14 protein-coding genes are annotated in these 16054 nt (G+C 28.4%); 12 read left to right on the top strand and 2 right to left on the bottom strand.

All coding sequences use genetic code 11. The features are described from left to right. Positions 1-242 precede the first annotated feature (242 nt). The 4 genes from arcC (at position 243) to BN1711_RS04945 (ending at position 6794) form a co-directional block, all read left to right on the top strand. Positions 243-1187 (top strand): carbamate kinase, encoded by a 945-nt coding sequence (gene arcC, locus BN1711_RS04930; protein WP_050607069.1) that lies wholly within the window; start codon positions 243-245, stop codon positions 1185-1187. Positions 1188-1263: 76 nt separating this feature from the next. Beyond that, entirely contained in the window at positions 1264-2265 is a 1002-nt protein-coding gene (gene argF, locus BN1711_RS04935; protein ID WP_050607070.1) for an ornithine carbamoyltransferase, read from the top strand. A 139-nt stretch (positions 2266-2404) separates the two neighbouring features. Next, positions 2405-6160 carry a phosphoribosylformylglycinamidine synthase gene (locus tag BN1711_RS04940; RefSeq protein ID WP_050607071.1) on the top strand — a complete coding sequence of 1252 codons (3756 nt, stop codon included), beginning with the start codon at positions 2405-2407 and terminating at the stop codon, positions 6158-6160. 178 nt (positions 6161-6338) lie between these two features. Then, positions 6339-6794 carry a stalk domain-containing protein gene (locus BN1711_RS04945; protein ID WP_129582129.1) on the top strand — a complete coding sequence of 152 codons (456 nt, stop codon included), beginning with the start codon at positions 6339-6341 and terminating at the stop codon, positions 6792-6794. Positions 6795-6858: 64 nt separating this feature from the next. Here BN1711_RS04945 and BN1711_RS04950 read toward each other — a convergent pair whose 3' ends face one another. Continuing rightward, entirely contained in the window at positions 6859-7515 is a 657-nt protein-coding gene (locus BN1711_RS04950; RefSeq protein WP_050607073.1) for a DUF4397 domain-containing protein, read from the bottom strand. A gap of 292 nt (positions 7516-7807) precedes the next feature. On the opposite strand from BN1711_RS04950, the gene BN1711_RS04955 reads away from it, so the two are divergent. Then, positions 7808-8797, top strand: a complete 990-nt coding sequence (locus tag BN1711_RS04955) for an ornithine cyclodeaminase family protein (RefSeq protein ID WP_050607074.1) — start codon at positions 7808-7810, stop codon at positions 8795-8797. A gap of 82 nt (positions 8798-8879) precedes the next feature. Here BN1711_RS04955 and yedF read toward each other — a convergent pair whose 3' ends face one another. Next, a complete protein-coding gene (yedF, locus tag BN1711_RS04960) occupies positions 8880-9464 on the bottom strand; it encodes a sulfurtransferase-like selenium metabolism protein YedF (RefSeq protein WP_050607075.1) in 585 nt (194 codons plus the stop codon). Positions 9465-9800: 336 nt separating this feature from the next. Here yedF and BN1711_RS04965 point away from each other — a divergent pair, with 336 nt between their 5' ends. The 7 genes from BN1711_RS04965 (at position 9801) to nifU (ending at position 15988) form a co-directional block, all read left to right on the top strand. Continuing rightward, the gene (locus BN1711_RS04965; protein ID WP_050607076.1) at positions 9801-10667 is read left to right on the top strand and encodes a DegV family protein; all 867 of its coding nucleotides are present in this window, start codon (positions 9801-9803) and stop codon (positions 10665-10667) included. A gap of 93 nt (positions 10668-10760) precedes the next feature. Continuing rightward, positions 10761-11669, top strand: coding sequence for an AEC family transporter (locus BN1711_RS04970; RefSeq protein ID WP_050607077.1), 909 nt, complete (start codon positions 10761-10763; stop codon positions 11667-11669). A gap of 24 nt (positions 11670-11693) precedes the next feature. Next, positions 11694-12467 (top strand): histidinol phosphate phosphatase, encoded by a 774-nt coding sequence (locus BN1711_RS04975; protein ID WP_050607078.1) that lies wholly within the window; start codon positions 11694-11696, stop codon positions 12465-12467. Positions 12468-12481: 14 nt separating this feature from the next. After that, positions 12482-13753 (top strand): replication-associated recombination protein A, encoded by a 1272-nt coding sequence (locus BN1711_RS04980; RefSeq protein ID WP_050607079.1) that lies wholly within the window; start codon positions 12482-12484, stop codon positions 13751-13753. A gap of 170 nt (positions 13754-13923) precedes the next feature. Then, the gene (locus BN1711_RS04985) at positions 13924-14370 is read left to right on the top strand and encodes an RrF2 family transcriptional regulator (protein ID WP_050607080.1); all 447 of its coding nucleotides are present in this window, start codon (positions 13924-13926) and stop codon (positions 14368-14370) included. Continuing rightward, complete coding sequence (nifS, locus tag BN1711_RS04990; protein WP_050607081.1) at positions 14363-15556, top strand: cysteine desulfurase NifS; 1194 nt, start codon at positions 14363-14365, stop codon at positions 15554-15556. Before BN1711_RS04985 ends, nifS begins: the two co-directional genes overlap by 8 nt. Positions 15557-15559: 3 nt before the next feature. Beyond that, positions 15560-15988 carry a Fe-S cluster assembly scaffold protein NifU gene (gene nifU, locus BN1711_RS04995; protein WP_050607082.1) on the top strand — a complete coding sequence of 143 codons (429 nt, stop codon included), beginning with the start codon at positions 15560-15562 and terminating at the stop codon, positions 15986-15988. Positions 15989-16054: the final 66 nt, after the last annotated feature.

The following is a 16054-nucleotide window of genomic DNA, read 5'->3' on the forward strand; positions in this document are numbered from 1 at the left end:
CACTTAAAAATTACTTATAATTTTTTATTATATTATTAATATTAAGGCTATTTAAATTTTTAAATAGCGTTTTATTATGAATGTGTTTGTTACAAGTTTAACTAATATTTTACATTAATAATGGATAATAAGTAACTATTTACCTTAAGATAAATGAGTATAAATTATTGTAAATAAACTAAGCTAAGTATAATAGGAAAAATATTTTAATATAAATTATAATAATTTCTGGAGGTGCTTTTATGAAAATAGTATTAGCTTTAGGAGGAAATGCCCTACAATCAGATCCAAAGGACAAAACACCAGAAAGCCAACTTAAAACTTGTAAAGAAACAGCAAAATCTATTGTAGATTTAATACAAGAAGGTCATACAGTTTCAATAGTTCATGGTAATGGACCACAAGTAGGCCAAATATTGGCTTCAGTTGAAGCAGGATATAAAGCAAACCCATCAAATGTATTATTTCCATTTGATGTTTGTGGAGCATTTTCACAAGGATACATAGGATATCATCTTCAAAATGCTATAGAAGAAGAATTAAAAAATAGAAATATAACTAAAACAGTAGGAACAGTAGTTACACAAGTTTTAGTTAATAAAGATGATGAAGGATTTAAAAATCCTACAAAACCAATAGGGTCTTTCTATAGTGAAGAAGAAGCTAAAAAGTTAGAAGAAGAAAAAGGTTATGTAATGAAAGAGGATGCAGGAAGAGGATATAGAAGAGTGGTTGCATCACCAAAGCCAATAGATGTTATAGAAAAAGATATGATAAAACAATTAGTTGACTCAGGTGCTATAGTAATTTCTTGTGGTGGTGGAGGAATACCAGTTATCAATGAAAATGGAATGGTAAAAGGTGTTCCAGCAGTTATAGACAAAGATTTTGCTGCTGAAAAATTAGCTGAAATAATAGATGCAGATATGCTTTTAATTCTTACAGCTGTAGATAAGGTTGCTATAAACTTTAATAAACCAGATCAAAAAGAATTAGATAAAGTTACTTTAGAAGAAGTTGATAAATACATAGCAGAAGGTCAATTTGCTCCAGGTAGTATGCTTCCAAAAGTTGAAGCTTGCAAAAAATTTGTTATGAACAATAACGACAAAACTGCTTTAATAGCTTCTCTTAAAAAAGCTAAAGAAGCTATAGCTGGAACTTCAGGTACTAGAATAGTTAAATAATTATTCAATAGCTTGATATGATTACAATAAATGTAATCTTAAATATAAAATAAGATGCACAATAGGAGGAATACTTATGTTTAACTTAAAAAACAGAAACTTTTTAACTTTAATGGATTTTTCACCAAAGGAAATTAATTATTTCTTAGATTTAGCTAGAGATTTAAAGAGAGCTAAATATACAGGAACAGAAGTTCAAAGATTAAAAGGAAAGAATATAGCATTAATATTTGAAAAAGCATCAACTAGAACAAGATGCGCATTTGAAGTAGGAGCAAAAGATCAAGGTGCTCATGTAACATACTTAGGACCTACAGGAAGCCATATTGGTAAGAAAGAATCAGCTGCTGATACAGCTAGAGTTTTAGGAAGAATGTATGATGGTATAGAATATAGAGGATTCTCACAAAAGATAGTTGAAACATTAGCTGAATATTCAGGAGTACCAGTTTGGAACGGATTAACTGATGAAGATCATCCAACTCAAATATTAGCTGACTTTTTAACAATAAGAGAACATTTCAATAAGCCATTAAATGAAATAAAATTTGCATATGTTGGAGACGGTGCTAACAATATGGCTAATGCTCTTATGATAGGTGCTGCTAAAATGGGAATGGACTTTAGAATAGTTTCTCCAAAAGAAATACCAACTGATGCTGCATTAGTTGAAAAATGCAAGGAAATAGCAAAATCTACAGGCGCTAAAATAACTATAACTGATAATATAGATGAAGGCGTTAAAGGTTGTGACGTTTTATATACAGATGTTTGGGTATCTATGGGAGAACCAGATGAAGTATGGGCAAGCAGAATAAAATTATTAGCTCCATATCAAGTAAACATGGATATGATAAAGAAGACTGGAAATCCAGATGTTAAATTCATGCACTGCTTACCAGCATTCCATGATGAAGAAACTAAAGTAGGCAAAGAAATAAAGGAAAAATTCGGAATAGGGGAAATGGAAGTTTCTCATGAATTATTCGAAAGCGAATATTCAATAGTATTTGATGAAGCTGAAAACAGAATGCATACTATAAAAGCTGTTATGGTTGCTACATTAGGAGATCAATAAAATTTAAAAAAAGAGCGCTATTTAAGCGCTCTTTTTATTTTGCTTTAGTTTCCCTATAAATTTTTTAAATATTATGTTATAATATAAATACGAATTATATTTATAAATTAAATAAAAATATTCGGAAAGAGGGATAATAGTGGGGAAAAATATAAAAAGAATATTCGTTGAAAAAAAAGGGGAATTTGCAGTAGAAAGAAAAAAATTATTGCAAGATTTAAAGTTAAGTTTAAATATTAAGAACATAGAAGATTTAAGACTTATAAATAGGTATGACATAGAAGGATTAACAGAAGAAGAACTTAATAGAGCAAAATATACTATATTTTCTGAACCAACAGTAGATAATTTATATGAAAATGAATTATCTATAGATACAGGGGATATAGTTTTTGCTGTTGAATATTTGCCAGGACAATACGATCAAAGAGCAGATTCTGCCAAACAATGTATAGAAATACTTACAGGAAAAGAAAATTGCTTTATTAATTTTTCAAAGGTATTTGTGATAAAAGGTAATGTTTCAAAAGAGGAAATAAATAAAATAAAGAATTATTGTATTAATAAGGTGGATTCAAGAGAAGCATTACTTGAAAAACCTACTACTTTATTAAAGTCTCAATTAAATCCTGAAAATGTAGAGGAAATAAAAGATTTTATAAACTTTAAAGATAGGGAGCTAAAAGAATTTTTAAGTTATAGAAATTTAGCTATGACTTTAGAAGATTTAAAGTTTTGTAGAGATTATTTTAAAAATGAAGAAAAAAGAAATCCTACTATAACAGAAATAAAGGTTATAGATACTTATTGGTCAGATCATTGTAGACATACTACTTTTATGACAGAAATTACAGATGTTATTATAGAAAAAGGAAAGTATTCAAAAGCTATTGAAGAAACTTATAAGGATTACATAGATTTAAAGAAATTTGTTTATGCAAAGGAAAGAGCAACTTGTCTTATGGATTTAGCTACCATTGCATCTAAAGAATTAAGAAAGAAGGGATTGTTGCAAGATTTAGATATATCTAAGGAGATAAATGCTTGTAGTATTGTAGTTGATGTAGATATAAATGGAACATTAGAGAAATGGTTAGTAATGTTTAAAAATGAAACGCATAATCATCCCACTGAAATAGAACCTTTTGGAGGAGCGGCAACTTGTCTTGGAGGAGCTATAAGGGATCCTCTATCTGGAAGAGTATATGTATACCAAGCAATGAGAGTTACGGGTAGTGCAGATCCAAGAAGAAAAATAGAGGATACCTTAGAAGGAAAACTTTCTCAAAAGAAAATTACAAAGAAGGCAGCATTAGGTTATAGTTCTTATGGAAATCAAATAGGATTAGCTACAGGTCAAGTAGCGGAGATATATGACGAAGGTTATATGGCAAAAAGACTGGAAATAGGAGCAGTTGTAGGTGCAGCTCCTATGGAAAATGTAATAAGGGATGAACCTAAGGCATCAGATGTTATTATATTATTAGGTGGTAGAACTGGAAGAGACGGTATAGGTGGAGCTACAGGGTCTTCTAAAAAACACACTGAAAATTCCATAGAAGATTGTGGTTCAGAAGTTCAAAAGGGCAATCCTCCCATAGAAAGAAAAATGCAAAGATTATTTAGAAATAAAGAAGTTACTACTATGATAAAAAGATGTAATGATTTTGGGGCTGGTGGAGTTTCTGTAGCTATAGGTGAGCTTACACAAGGTCTTTTTATAGACTTAAATAAAGTTCCTAAAAAATATGAGGGATTAGATGGAACAGAGATTGCCATTTCGGAATCTCAAGAAAGAATGGCAGTAGTTTTATCAAAGGAAAATGCAGAAAAATTTATAAGGTTATCTAAAGAAGAAAATTTAGAAGCTACAATTGTGGCGGAAGTTACAGAAGAAAAAAGACTTAAAATGTTTTGGAAAGACAAAATCATTGTAGACTTAAGCAGAGATTTTTTAAATACCAATGGAGTTGTACAAAAAAATAAAGTTTATATAAATGCACCTAAAGAAAAAAGTTATTTTGATATTAATAACAGTTGTGAAAATATTAGGGAAGGGTGGGTAAATAATTTAAAGGATTTAAATATATGCAGTCAAAAAGGACTTATAGAAATGTTTGACAGTACTGTAGGAGCTGGTACTGTAATTATGCCTTTAGGTGGTAAATACCAAAGTTCACCACAAGAAGGGATGGCCGCTAAATTGCCGGTTATGACTCAAAACACTAAAACAGCTACAGTTATGACTTATGGATTTAATCCTAATATATCTAAATGGAGTCCATATCATGGAGCTTTATATGCAGTATTAGAATCTGTTACAAAGGCTGTAGCTATGGGGGTAGACTATAGAAAAATCAGATTAACTTTTCAAGAATATTTTGAAAGGTTAGAAAAAAATCCAGAAAAGTGGGGAAAACCTTTTTCAGCATTATTAGGAGCTTTAAAAGTTCAAAAAGAATTTAATATTGCAGCTATTGGAGGAAAAGATAGCATGTCTGGAACTTTTAAAGATATGAATGTACCTCCAACTCTAGTATCTTTTGCTTTAGGTGTTACAGATGTAGATAGAATAATAAGTGCAGAGTTTAAAAAATATAATAGTCATATAGTATATATAAAGGCTTTAAAGGATCAAAATAATATACCATGTTTTAATAAAATAAAAGAGAATTTTGCAAGAATCTATGAAGCTATAAGTACGGGAGAAGTTTTATCATCTTCTACAGTAAAACAAGGCGGACTAGCTGAAAGTATAAGTAAGATGTGTTTTGGAAATAGAGTAGGTGTTACTTTAGATAATATAAAAAGAGAAGAGATTTTTTCCAAAGATTATGGTTCTGTAATATTAGAAGTTTCTCCTGATTTTGATTTTAGTATATTAAAGGGAATAGATTATAAAATAATAGGTAAGACTAAAAAAGATTATTATGTAGATGTATTAGGAGAAACTATAAGTATTCAAGAATGTTTTGAAGTTTTTGAAAAGCCCCTAGAGGATACATTTGAAACAAAATTAAAGGTTGATGATAAAAAGCATATAGATATACCTTATTATAATGGGAAAAAAAGAAAATCCCTATCCGTAAAATTACCAAAACCAAGAGTGCTTATACCAGTTTTCCCTGGTACTAACTGTGAATATGATTCTAAAAGAGCTTTTGAAAGAGCAGGGGCTTTAGTAGATCTTATGGTGTTTAATAATATGTCATCTAATAATATAAAAGATTCTATTAATTTGTTAGAAAAAAAAATAAAGGATTCTAATATAGTTATGCTTCCAGGTGGTTTTAGTGCAGGAGATGAACCAGAAGGTTCTGGAAAATTTATAGCTACTATATTTAGGAATGATAAAATTAAAGAATCAGTAATGGAATTTTTAAAGAATGAAGATGGATTAATGCTAGGCATATGCAATGGATTCCAGGCTTTGATAAAATTAGGACTTGTTCCTTTTGGAGAAATAATAAATATAAATGAAAATTGTCCAACACTTACTTATAATGATATAGGAAGACATCAATCTAAAATAGTATATACAAAAGTTGTATCTAATTTATCTCCATGGTTTAATAATGTAAGTTTAGGGGATATTCATGCAATTCCAATATCTCATGGAGAAGGTAAGTTTTATGCATCTAATAAAATTATGGATGATCTAATTAAAAATGGTCAAATAGCTACCCAATATGTAGATGAAGTGGGAAAAGCAACTTTGGACATAAATTATAACCCTAATGGTTCAATCTGGGCAGTAGAATCTATATGCAGTAAAGACGGAAGAATACTTGGAAAAATGGCTCATTCAGAAAGAATAGGAGAGGGAACTTTAAAAAATATTCCAGGATGTAAGGATCAAAAAATATTTGAAGCAGGAGTTAAATACTTTAAATAAATATATTTTAAAATTGTAAATTTTCTTAAAATATAAAATTTTTTTGCTTTAAGATTGACAAAACAATAACTAAAATATTATAATTAATATATGGAGAAATAGTTTTTAATACTATTTTATGAGTTATATTTCATTATAATTATGAGGTGATAGGGTGAAAATATTGATTCATATATTAATGTTATTTATAGTATTTGCTATAGTAACTTTTTCTGTCACTGTAATAAAGTTTATATATCATCATAGGTATGGAAAAGCAGTTTTTAAGATAAGTTCTAATAAATTTAGAAAAAGCAGTATATCAAAGAAAGAATATAATATGAATGTAGAGCCTTTTAAAGATCAGTTTGAAAATATATACTTACCTTTAAAATATGTGGTTTATTCTTTGGGCGGAAATTTTTATTCTAGTGAAGGTTATAAATTAGCAATAAAAATTTTAGATAAAGACATAAAAATAAATAATAAAAATTCTATATTAGTTAAAAGTAAATCTTTAGGAAGTTTTTATAGACTGGAAAATAAAATTAAAATAGTTAATGATGAAATTATGCTATCTCATAAATATATAAAAGATATCTTTGAGGTAGCAGTGGATTGGAATAAAGATACTGGAGAAATTATATTAAGATAGAGTTATTTATAAAATTTAACAAAGCAAAAGAGTGATAAAAGTTATTTATCACTCTTTTGCTTTATTAAAATTTTATATATGAGTTTCCATCTAATGGAATTAATAACTGAAGACCGGGATTTCTATTTGCAAAACCTACTAGATAAACAGAATAGTATCTATTAGGAGTTAGGTTTGCATTTGGCACTGTAAGTATTGTTTTATTAGTACCAGCTAATTTTAAGTCTATAGTGTAGTTATTAGGAGGTATTGATAAATATTGTGTAATATTTTCATAACTTATATTTCTAAAAGCTATTTGATCATTAAAGTAAACATCTATTGTTGGGGTATTGGGGGATAAATGAATAACTTTAACATAAACCTTTGTAGGATTAGTATAGTCAAGTCTCTTATCTAATATAGGCATTAAGCCAATGTCTTCTAAAAGTCCATATATAGCTATTGTATATATACCTTTTGGTGGAAAAAATAAATTTTCATTTATAACTGGAGTTGTAGTATTACCAGTAGGAAATACTTTTAGGTTATAAGTTCCTGAATTTAAAGGCATATATTCTGTAAATTCTTTATAAGTTATATTTTTAGCTTTAGGTTCATTATTTATATATACATCCACATTAGGTGCATTGGGGGATGCGTGGAGTATTCTTATATAAGATTGATCATTAATAGTTCTAAATTTAACACCGTTTTCATCAAAACTTGGTAAATCAAACATAAAAAACCTCTTAAAAATTTTTACACTATTATTATATAAATATATAGTGCTATTTGTTACAAAATAATCTTACATATTATATGAGATTATTATAGTAGAAGTTAAACATTCAGTACAATAAGAATTTCTAGCTATATTTAGTGTACTTAGATACTCTATGTATGTTAGGAGATTTGCTGATTTATAATATATATGTTGAATTTATAAAGTTATATAAAAACTATTTAAATATATTCCATAATGTAATAATATATATATAAAGTTTATATTACATTATGGAGGTATTTTATTTATGCTTGTTTTAAATAAAGAACATATAAAAAAGGTATTTACTATGAGGGAAGCTATTGAGGCAGATAAGGAAGCATTTTCTTTTTATTCGCAAAAAAAAGCTGTAGTTCCATTAAGAACTAATATAAATGTGCCAAAATATAATGCATCTAGTCTTTTTATGCCTGGGTATATAGAGGAATTAGATACTTTAGGAATAAAAATAGTTTCTGTGTTTCCAGAAAATTTAAAATTAGGGAAGCCAGTAGTACCTGCACAAATGTTACTTTTGGATGGAAATACAGGAGAGGTTTGCTGCATTATGGATGGAACTTATTTAACTCAATTAAGAACAGGAGCAGCTTCTGGGGCAGCTACAGATTTATTAGCAGTAGAAAATGCTAAATTAGGAGCTTTAATAGGCACAGGAGGACAGGCAATGTGTCAATTAGAAGCTATGCTAGCTTCAAGAAATTTAGAAATCGTGAAAGTGTATAGTAGAAATGAAAAAAACGTAACAGATTTTGTAGAGAAAGCTAAGTGTACATTAAAACACTATAAAACAGAAATAGTGGCATCTAAAAGTTCTGATGAAGCCATAGAAAATGCAGATGTAATAACTGTAGCAACCACTTCTACAAAGCCTGTATTTGATGGTAGAAAAGTTAAAAAAGGGGTACATATAAATGGAGTAGGATCTTATATGCCACATATGCAAGAAATAGATGAATATACTATGGCTAATGCAGATAAGATTTTTGTAGATTCAAAAGAGGCAGTGTTAAGTGAAGCTGGCGACTTTATAATTCCACTAGAGAAAAATATTATAGATGAAAATAAAATAACTGGGGAATTAGGAGACGTAGTTTCTCAAAAAATAAAAGGAAGAGAAAATTGTGATGATATAACAGTATTTAAATCTGTAGGTATATCTGTTCAAGATGTAACTACAGCTTATAAAATATATAAGAAAGCTATAGAATTAGGTATAGGTACTGAAGTTAAGATATAAAAAAACACCTGCGTTAGCAGGTGTTTTGTATAACACTTATAACTGAGAGTGTGGGTTTAATTATAAGTTATACAAATCTTTATTATAGGAATATAGTATTATTTCCTGAAGTCATTTTTTCTACTATAGTATACATATTTGTTATTTCTCCAACTTTAAGCTTGTCCTTTATACCGTAAAAATCAAGACAAGTTCCGCAACTTAATATGTTAACTCCTTTATTTTTAAGAGTTTGTATAGTTTCTAAACAATCAGAACCTTCTACAGTAAGTTTAACACCACCATTTAAGAATAATAAATCTGATGGGATTTTATCACTTTCAGATAAGGCATATAAATAACTTTTCATTAAAGCTGATCCTAATTTATCATCTCCTGATCCAAGAGTGTTTTTAGAAATAACCATAACTAGTTTTTTTTCATCTAAATTTATATCTTGGCAACAAGAACATGCTTCTTTTGTTATTTCTATATAATGTAGGGAATCTTTTTCCTCAGATTTTACATTATAACCATTATTTTCAGAAAACTTACAAATATTATTTTTAGCTACTTCATTATCTACAATAACAATAGCTTGACCTTCCTCTATAGAGTCAAAATATTTTTTAGTATTTATAACGGGTTGAGGACATTTCAGTCCTTTGCAATCAATTATATTAGACATTGTTAAAGCCTCCCAACAAATAAAATAAATGTTTGTTACAATTTAAATTATATCATAAATAATACTTCCTACCTATAAGTAATAATAATAATTAAATAAACGTCTATATATATTATTAATAAATAATATAGTTTTAAAAATATTAAGAATTTTAAAAACAGGTTTTTATGGATAATTAGCCATATACAAGAATAGTATAATGATGATATAATTAATAAGAATTTAATGTAACGTGTAAATTTATGCTATTTAGAGGAATTCTATATAATTTATAGAACTATAAGTATATTGGATTCCTTATAAAAGTTATGAAAATAACCATAAAGGAGTGATAGAATGCGTCCAATTATTTTTACTGATGCCAGTTGTGACATGCCGAGAAGTTTTATAGAGGAAAATAACATTCCATTTTTAGGACTTATGTGTCATTTTCAAGAAAGAGATTATGAAGATGACTTCGGTAAGACATTACCATATAAGCAGTTTTATGATACTTTAAAAGAAGGTGAGATGCCTTATACAAGTCAGATAAACGAATATAGATTTGTAGAAAAATTTAAGGAGCTTATAAAAGAAAAAAGACCTATAATATATATAGCTATGTCCTCAGGATTAAGTGGTACAGTAAATAGTGCTAAGCTTGCAAGGAAGGAAATAATTTCACAAAATAAAGATGCGGATATAACGATAATAGATACAAAATGTTCTTCTATAGGACAAGGACTATTGGTTTACGAAGCGGTGGAGATGGTTAAATCAGGCGCATCTAAAGAAGACATAGTAAATTGGTTAAATGAAAATAAAGATAAAATGAATCACTGGTTTATAGTGGAGAACTTAAGTCATCTAAGAAGAGGTGGAAGGATATCAGGAACTTCTGCTACAATTGGAACTTTATTAAATATAAAACCAATTATTCATATAGAAAATGATGGAACACTAAAGAATATAGCCAATATTAGAGGAAAAAAGAAAGCTATGAAATATCTTTTAGACAAATTTAAAGAAAATGCAATTAATTATGAGGATACTGTAGTAGGAATAACTCATGCGGATTGTTTAGAAGACGCTGAACATCTAAAAGATATGGTTATAGAGGAATTCAATGTTAAGAAAGTTATAATAAGTGAGCTAGGTATAGGAATGGGAACTCATTGTGGTGATGGTATGCTTGCACTATGTTTTTTAGGAAAGAAAAAATAAAAAATAATTAATTTATTTTAAACTTTCTCCTCTTTTATATTATAATTTGAAAGAGGGGAATTTTATTTTGTTAAATTTATAGGGAGGTTTATTTTGGAGAATAATATTATCAATCAAGTTTTAATTCTTTTTATAATAATGCTAGTAGGAGTTGTTTGTAGAAAAAAAGAAATTTTAAATAACAGTATTAATAAAAAACTTTCTGAGTTCCTAGTTAAAGTTACATTACCATGTCTTATAGTTTCTTCATTTAATTATAAATTTACTAATGATATGATAGATAAATGTAAAATGATTTTATTTTACTCTATTATGATACATATTATTATTATTCCACTTAGTAATTTGATTTTTAGAAGATTTAATGATAAATCTAATAAAGTTTTAAGATTTGCAAGTGTATTTTCTAATAGCGCTTTTATGGGATATCCCGTATTACAAGCTTTGTACGGAAATTTAGGTGTGTTTTATGGATCTATTTTTGGAATACCATATAATATAATTATGTTATCTGTAGGAATCGAAATTTATACGGGAAAAAGAAGTAAAGAAAGCTTTAAAAATATATTAAAGCAACCAGGAATTATAGCTACACTAGTGGGTATTTTAATTATAACGTTTTCTATAAGAATTCCTATGCCATTAAGTAAAGCATTGAATTCTATAGGTTCCATGACTACCCCTTTATCTATGATAGTATTAGGAGTTATGTTATCGGATATAAATGTAAAGAGTATGTTTTCTACCTTAGAGCCTTACTATGCTTCTTTAGTAAGACTTATGATTATGCCTTTTGTTACTTATTTATTACTTTATTTATTAAAGGCAGATCAATTTCTATTAGAAATTTGCGTTATACTAGAAGCTATGCCCACTGCTGTTTTATGTTCAGTATTAGCAGAGGAATATGATGCTGATTCAGTATTAGCAGCAAAATGTGTTTTTATGACTACATTATTGTCTATAATTACTATACCTATAATAGTTTCTGTAATTACATAATATTTAATTATAAGGAGTGATACTATGTTTGATACTCATTTACATACAAAATTTTCAACAGATTCAAAAATGTCTATAGATGAGGCTTTAAAAGCATCTATAGAAAATAATATGGGAATAATAATTACAGAACATATGGATTTAGCTTTTAAATCCGAAGGGAAATTTTGTTTCGATCCAAAATCTTACTTTGAAAAATATATGAGTTATAGAAATGAAAATTTGTTATTAGGAATAGAATTAGGTATGGAAAAAGAAAGAGTTAAAGAGGCAGAGGAGATAATTAAGAATAATCCCTTTGACTATGTTATAGGTTCTATACATACTATTTTAGAAATGGATTTATATTTTGATAAATTTTATGATGGTAAGACTAAAGAGGAAAGTTATAGGGAATATTTTAATCATATGATTTATAATTTAGGTAAATATGATTTTATAGATAGTTTAGCTCATATAGATTATGTTGCTAGATATAATAAATATACGGATAGTGAAATATATTATGAAGAATTTAGTTACATGATAGATGAAGTTTTAAGGATTTTAGCTAAAAAGGAAAAATCTATGGAGATAAATACAAGAAGATTAAAAGATAAAAAGGCTTTGAAAAATTTAGTAAAAATATATAAAAGGTTTTATGAGTTAGGTGGCAAAACTGTAACTATAGGTTCAGATGCACATAACCCATCAGATATAGGAAAAAATTTTAAGACAGCAAAAGAAATAGCTGAATTTTGCAAATTAAAAGTTGTTTATTATAAAGATAGAAAAGTATTCTATGATAAAAATATTTAAGGAAGGTGTGTTTTATGAACAAACCTTTATCAGAATTATTAAGACCTACTACCGTAGATGAGGTGGTAGGTCAAGAACATCTTATAGGTAAAGGGAAAATATTATATAATGTAATAAAAAGTAATAATATACCCAATATGATATTTTATGGTCCACCAGGAGTGGGAAAGACTACTTTAGCTAATATTATTGCTAGAAATACAGATAAACAATTTTATAAATTAAATGCTACAAATGCATCTATAAATGATATAAAAAATATAATAGAAAATTCAAATGGACTTTTAGGAATTAAGGGCATAGTGCTTTATTTAGATGAAATACAAAATTTTAATAAAAAACAACAACAGTGTTTATTAGAGTATACAGAGAATGGAAGGATAACATTGATTTCTAGTACTACGGAAAATCCTTATTTTTATGTATATAACGCTCTTTTAAGTAGGTGTATGGTTTTTGAATTTAAACCTATAAGTTTAAAGTGTATGATATTAGGTATAAAAAATGCTATAAAAACCATAGAAAATAAATTCAACTTAGATATAGATATAAATGAAAATATTATTAAGTATATTGCAGAAACCTCAATGGGGGATTTAAGAAGGGCCTTAAATGTATTAGAGCTTATAGTTTTAACTACGCCTAAAAATCAATTAGGTCATATAGTTGTTTCCCAAGATATAGTTAGTCAATGTATAAATAAAGGTAATATAAAATATGATAAAAATGGAGATAATCATTATGATATTTTAAGTGCTTTTCAAAAGTCTATAAGAGGTAGTGATGTAAATGCAGCACTTCATTATTTAGCGAGGCTTGTAAAAGTAGGAGATTTGATTTCTATTTGTAGAAGGCTTTTGGTTATAGCTTCAGAGGATATAGGACTTGCGTACCCCAATGCTATAACTATAGTTAAAAGTTGTGTGGATTCTGCTATGCAGCTTGGATTCCCAGAGGCAAGAATACCACTTTCAGAGGCAACAATACTTCTTTCAAACTCTCCTAAATCTAATTCTGCCTATAAGGCTATAGAAAAAGCACTTTTTGAGCTTGATAGCAAGGATGTAGGGGAGATACCAAGCTGTATAAGAGATGGTCATTATAATGGGGCCGAAAAATTAGGTAGAATGCTGGATTATAAATATCCTCATGACTATAAGAATAATTATGTAAGTCAACAATACATGCCTAATAATATAAAAAATTCTATATATTACATACCACAAAACAATAAGATGGAAAGGTCTATGAGTAATTATATAGATACTATAAAGAATAATAAATAATTAGCCTGATAAAATTAATTATACAGCTTTAAAGATAAAATATATAAATAAGATAAAATTTCAAAATTTTAGACATAAATTTTACAATTTATACTTGACAGCTTTACTCGGGTTTGCTATTATAAAAATAAATCATAGTAAAGTGGTCAACATTAAAAGGATGTGATTAAATGAAGCTGTCAACTAAGGGTAGATACGGAGTAAAAGCTATGGTAGATTTGGCTATTAACTATGGTAATGAACCGGTTTCTATAAAGAGCATATCAGAAAGACAACATATATCAGAATATTATTTGGAGCAGTTATTTGCACCTCTTAGGAAGGCTAAATTAATAAAAAGCATAAGAGGAGCTCAAGGGGGATACATCTTAAATAAAAGTCCTGAAGATATAACAGTATTAGACATAATGGAAGTTTTAGAAGGACCTATAGAAATATCCGATTGTGTAGAAGAAGAAAATAGCTGTAGCAATATAGGTTGTTGTGCTACTAGAATTTTATGGGTTCGTATAAAGGAATGTTTAGATGAAATAATGCAATCAACTACGCTTAAAGACATGGTAGATGATTATGAAACAATAAACTCGGCAAATAAAAGGAGTGAAAATAATGAGTAAAAAAATTTATATGGATTATGCAGCTACAACATATACAAAACCAGAAGTGTTAGAGGAAATGATACCATATTTTACTGAAGGTTTTGGTAATCCATCTTCACTTTATTCATTGTCTAATGATACTAAGAAAGCAATAGATTCAAGTAGAGAAAAAGTAGCAAAGGCTATAGGTGCTGACAAAAGTGAAATATTTTTCACAAGTGGTGGTTCAGAGTCTGATAACTGGGCACTAAAAGGAATTGCTTTTGCTAATAAAAATAAAGGAAATCATATAATAACTACTAAAATAGAGCATCATGCTATACTTCATACTACTAAGTTTTTAGAAAAACAAGGTTTTGAAGTAACGTATTTACCAGTAGATGAAGAAGGTTTTATAAGCTTAGAAGATTTAAAAAATGCTATAACAGATAAAACTATATTGGTATCAGTAATGTTTGCAAATAATGAAATAGGAACTATAGAGCCAATAAAGGAAATAGGTAAGATATGTAGAGAACGTAACATATATTTTCATACTGATGCAGTTCAAGCTGTAGGTCATGTTCCAATAGATGTAAAAGAAATGAATATAGATTTACTTTCTATGTCAGCTCATAAATTCTATGGTCCTAAAGGTATAGGAGCATTATATATTAGAAAAGGTGTAAGAATAGAAAACTTGATACACGGTGGTGGACAAGAAAAAGGAAGAAGAGCTAGTACAGAAAATATAGCAGGTATAGTTGGTATTGGAAAAGCTATAGAATTAGCTATAGATAATTTAGAAGAACATAATAAAAAACTTTGCAATATTAGAGAATTGCTTATGAAAGGTATAGAAGAAAGAATACCGGATGCTAAGCTAAATGGTCCTAAAGACTTGAGCAAAAGACTTCCTGGGAATGTTAATTTTAGTTTTATAGGAATAGAGGGGGAAACTCTTTTATTAGATTTAGATATGGATGGAATTTATGCATCTACAGGCAGTGCCTGTGCATCAGCATCTTTAGATCCATCCCATGTACTTTTATCAATAGGTCTTCCTCATGAAGTTGCTCATGGTTCACTAAGACTAAGTTTAGGAGAAGGAAACAGTAAAGAGGATGTAGCTTACGTTTTGGAAGTACTTCCTAAAATCGTAAAAACAAGAAGAGAAATGTCACCCCTTTGGGAAGATTATTTAAAAAACAAGGAGGAGAAGTAGTTTATGTATAGTGAAAAAGTAATGGATCATTTTAGAAATCCAAGAAACGTGGGAGAATTAGAAGATGCAAATGGTGTAGGAGAAGTTGGAAATCCTAAGTGTGGAGACATAATGAAGATTTATATAAAAGTTGAAGATAACATAATAAAAGATGTAACATTTAAAACTTTTGGATGTGCATCTGCCATAGCTTCATCTAGCATGGCTACAGAACTTATAAAAGGAAAAACTCTAGAAGAAGCATGGGATCTTACAAATAAAGCAGTAGCAGATGCCCTAGAAGGACTTCCACCAGTTAAAATGCATTGTTCAGTGCTTGCAGAAGAGGGAATCCATAAGGCAATAAATGATTATAGAAAATCTGTAGGACTAGAACCTTGGGAAATAAAAAATCATTCTGAAACAATTCATGAACATGTTCATGGTCATTAAAAATTACCCCTTTGGGGTAATTTTTTTTTGCTTTTTAGGGAAAATAAGTAGTATATACTTAAGGAA

The sequence above is a fragment of the Clostridium niameyense genome, from assembly GCF_001243045.1.
GTDB classification, from domain to species: domain Bacteria; phylum Bacillota; class Clostridia; order Clostridiales; family Clostridiaceae; genus Clostridium_F; species Clostridium_F niameyense.

Bases quoted from the DNA above. Each gene is read 5' to 3' on its own strand.
- BN1711_RS04975 (WP_050607078.1), top strand. From the start codon at position 11,694: ATGTTTGATACTCATTTACATACAAAATTTTCAACAGATTCAAAAATG.
- BN1711_RS04980 (WP_050607079.1), top strand. From the start codon at position 12,482: ATGAACAAACCTTTATCAGAATTATTAAGACCTACTACCGTAGATGAG.
- BN1711_RS04950 (WP_050607073.1), bottom strand. From the start codon at position 7,515: ATGTTTGATTTACCAAGTTTTGATGAAAACGGTGTTAAATTTAGAACT.
- BN1711_RS04965 (WP_050607076.1), top strand. From the start codon at position 9,801: ATGCGTCCAATTATTTTTACTGATGCCAGTTGTGACATGCCGAGAAGT.
- yedF (WP_050607075.1), bottom strand. From the start codon at position 9,464: ATGTCTAATATAATTGATTGCAAAGGACTGAAATGTCCTCAACCCGTT.
- argF (WP_050607070.1), top strand. From the start codon at position 1,264: ATGTTTAACTTAAAAAACAGAAACTTTTTAACTTTAATGGATTTTTCA.
- BN1711_RS04955 (WP_050607074.1), top strand. From the start codon at position 7,808: ATGCTTGTTTTAAATAAAGAACATATAAAAAAGGTATTTACTATGAGG.
- BN1711_RS04945 (WP_129582129.1), top strand. From the start codon at position 6,339: ATGTTATTTATAGTATTTGCTATAGTAACTTTTTCTGTCACTGTAATA.
- BN1711_RS04985 (WP_050607080.1), top strand. From the start codon at position 13,924: ATGAAGCTGTCAACTAAGGGTAGATACGGAGTAAAAGCTATGGTAGAT.
- arcC (WP_050607069.1), top strand. From the start codon at position 243: ATGAAAATAGTATTAGCTTTAGGAGGAAATGCCCTACAATCAGATCCA.
- nifS (WP_050607081.1), top strand. From the start codon at position 14,363: ATGAGTAAAAAAATTTATATGGATTATGCAGCTACAACATATACAAAA.
- nifU (WP_050607082.1), top strand. From the start codon at position 15,560: ATGTATAGTGAAAAAGTAATGGATCATTTTAGAAATCCAAGAAACGTG.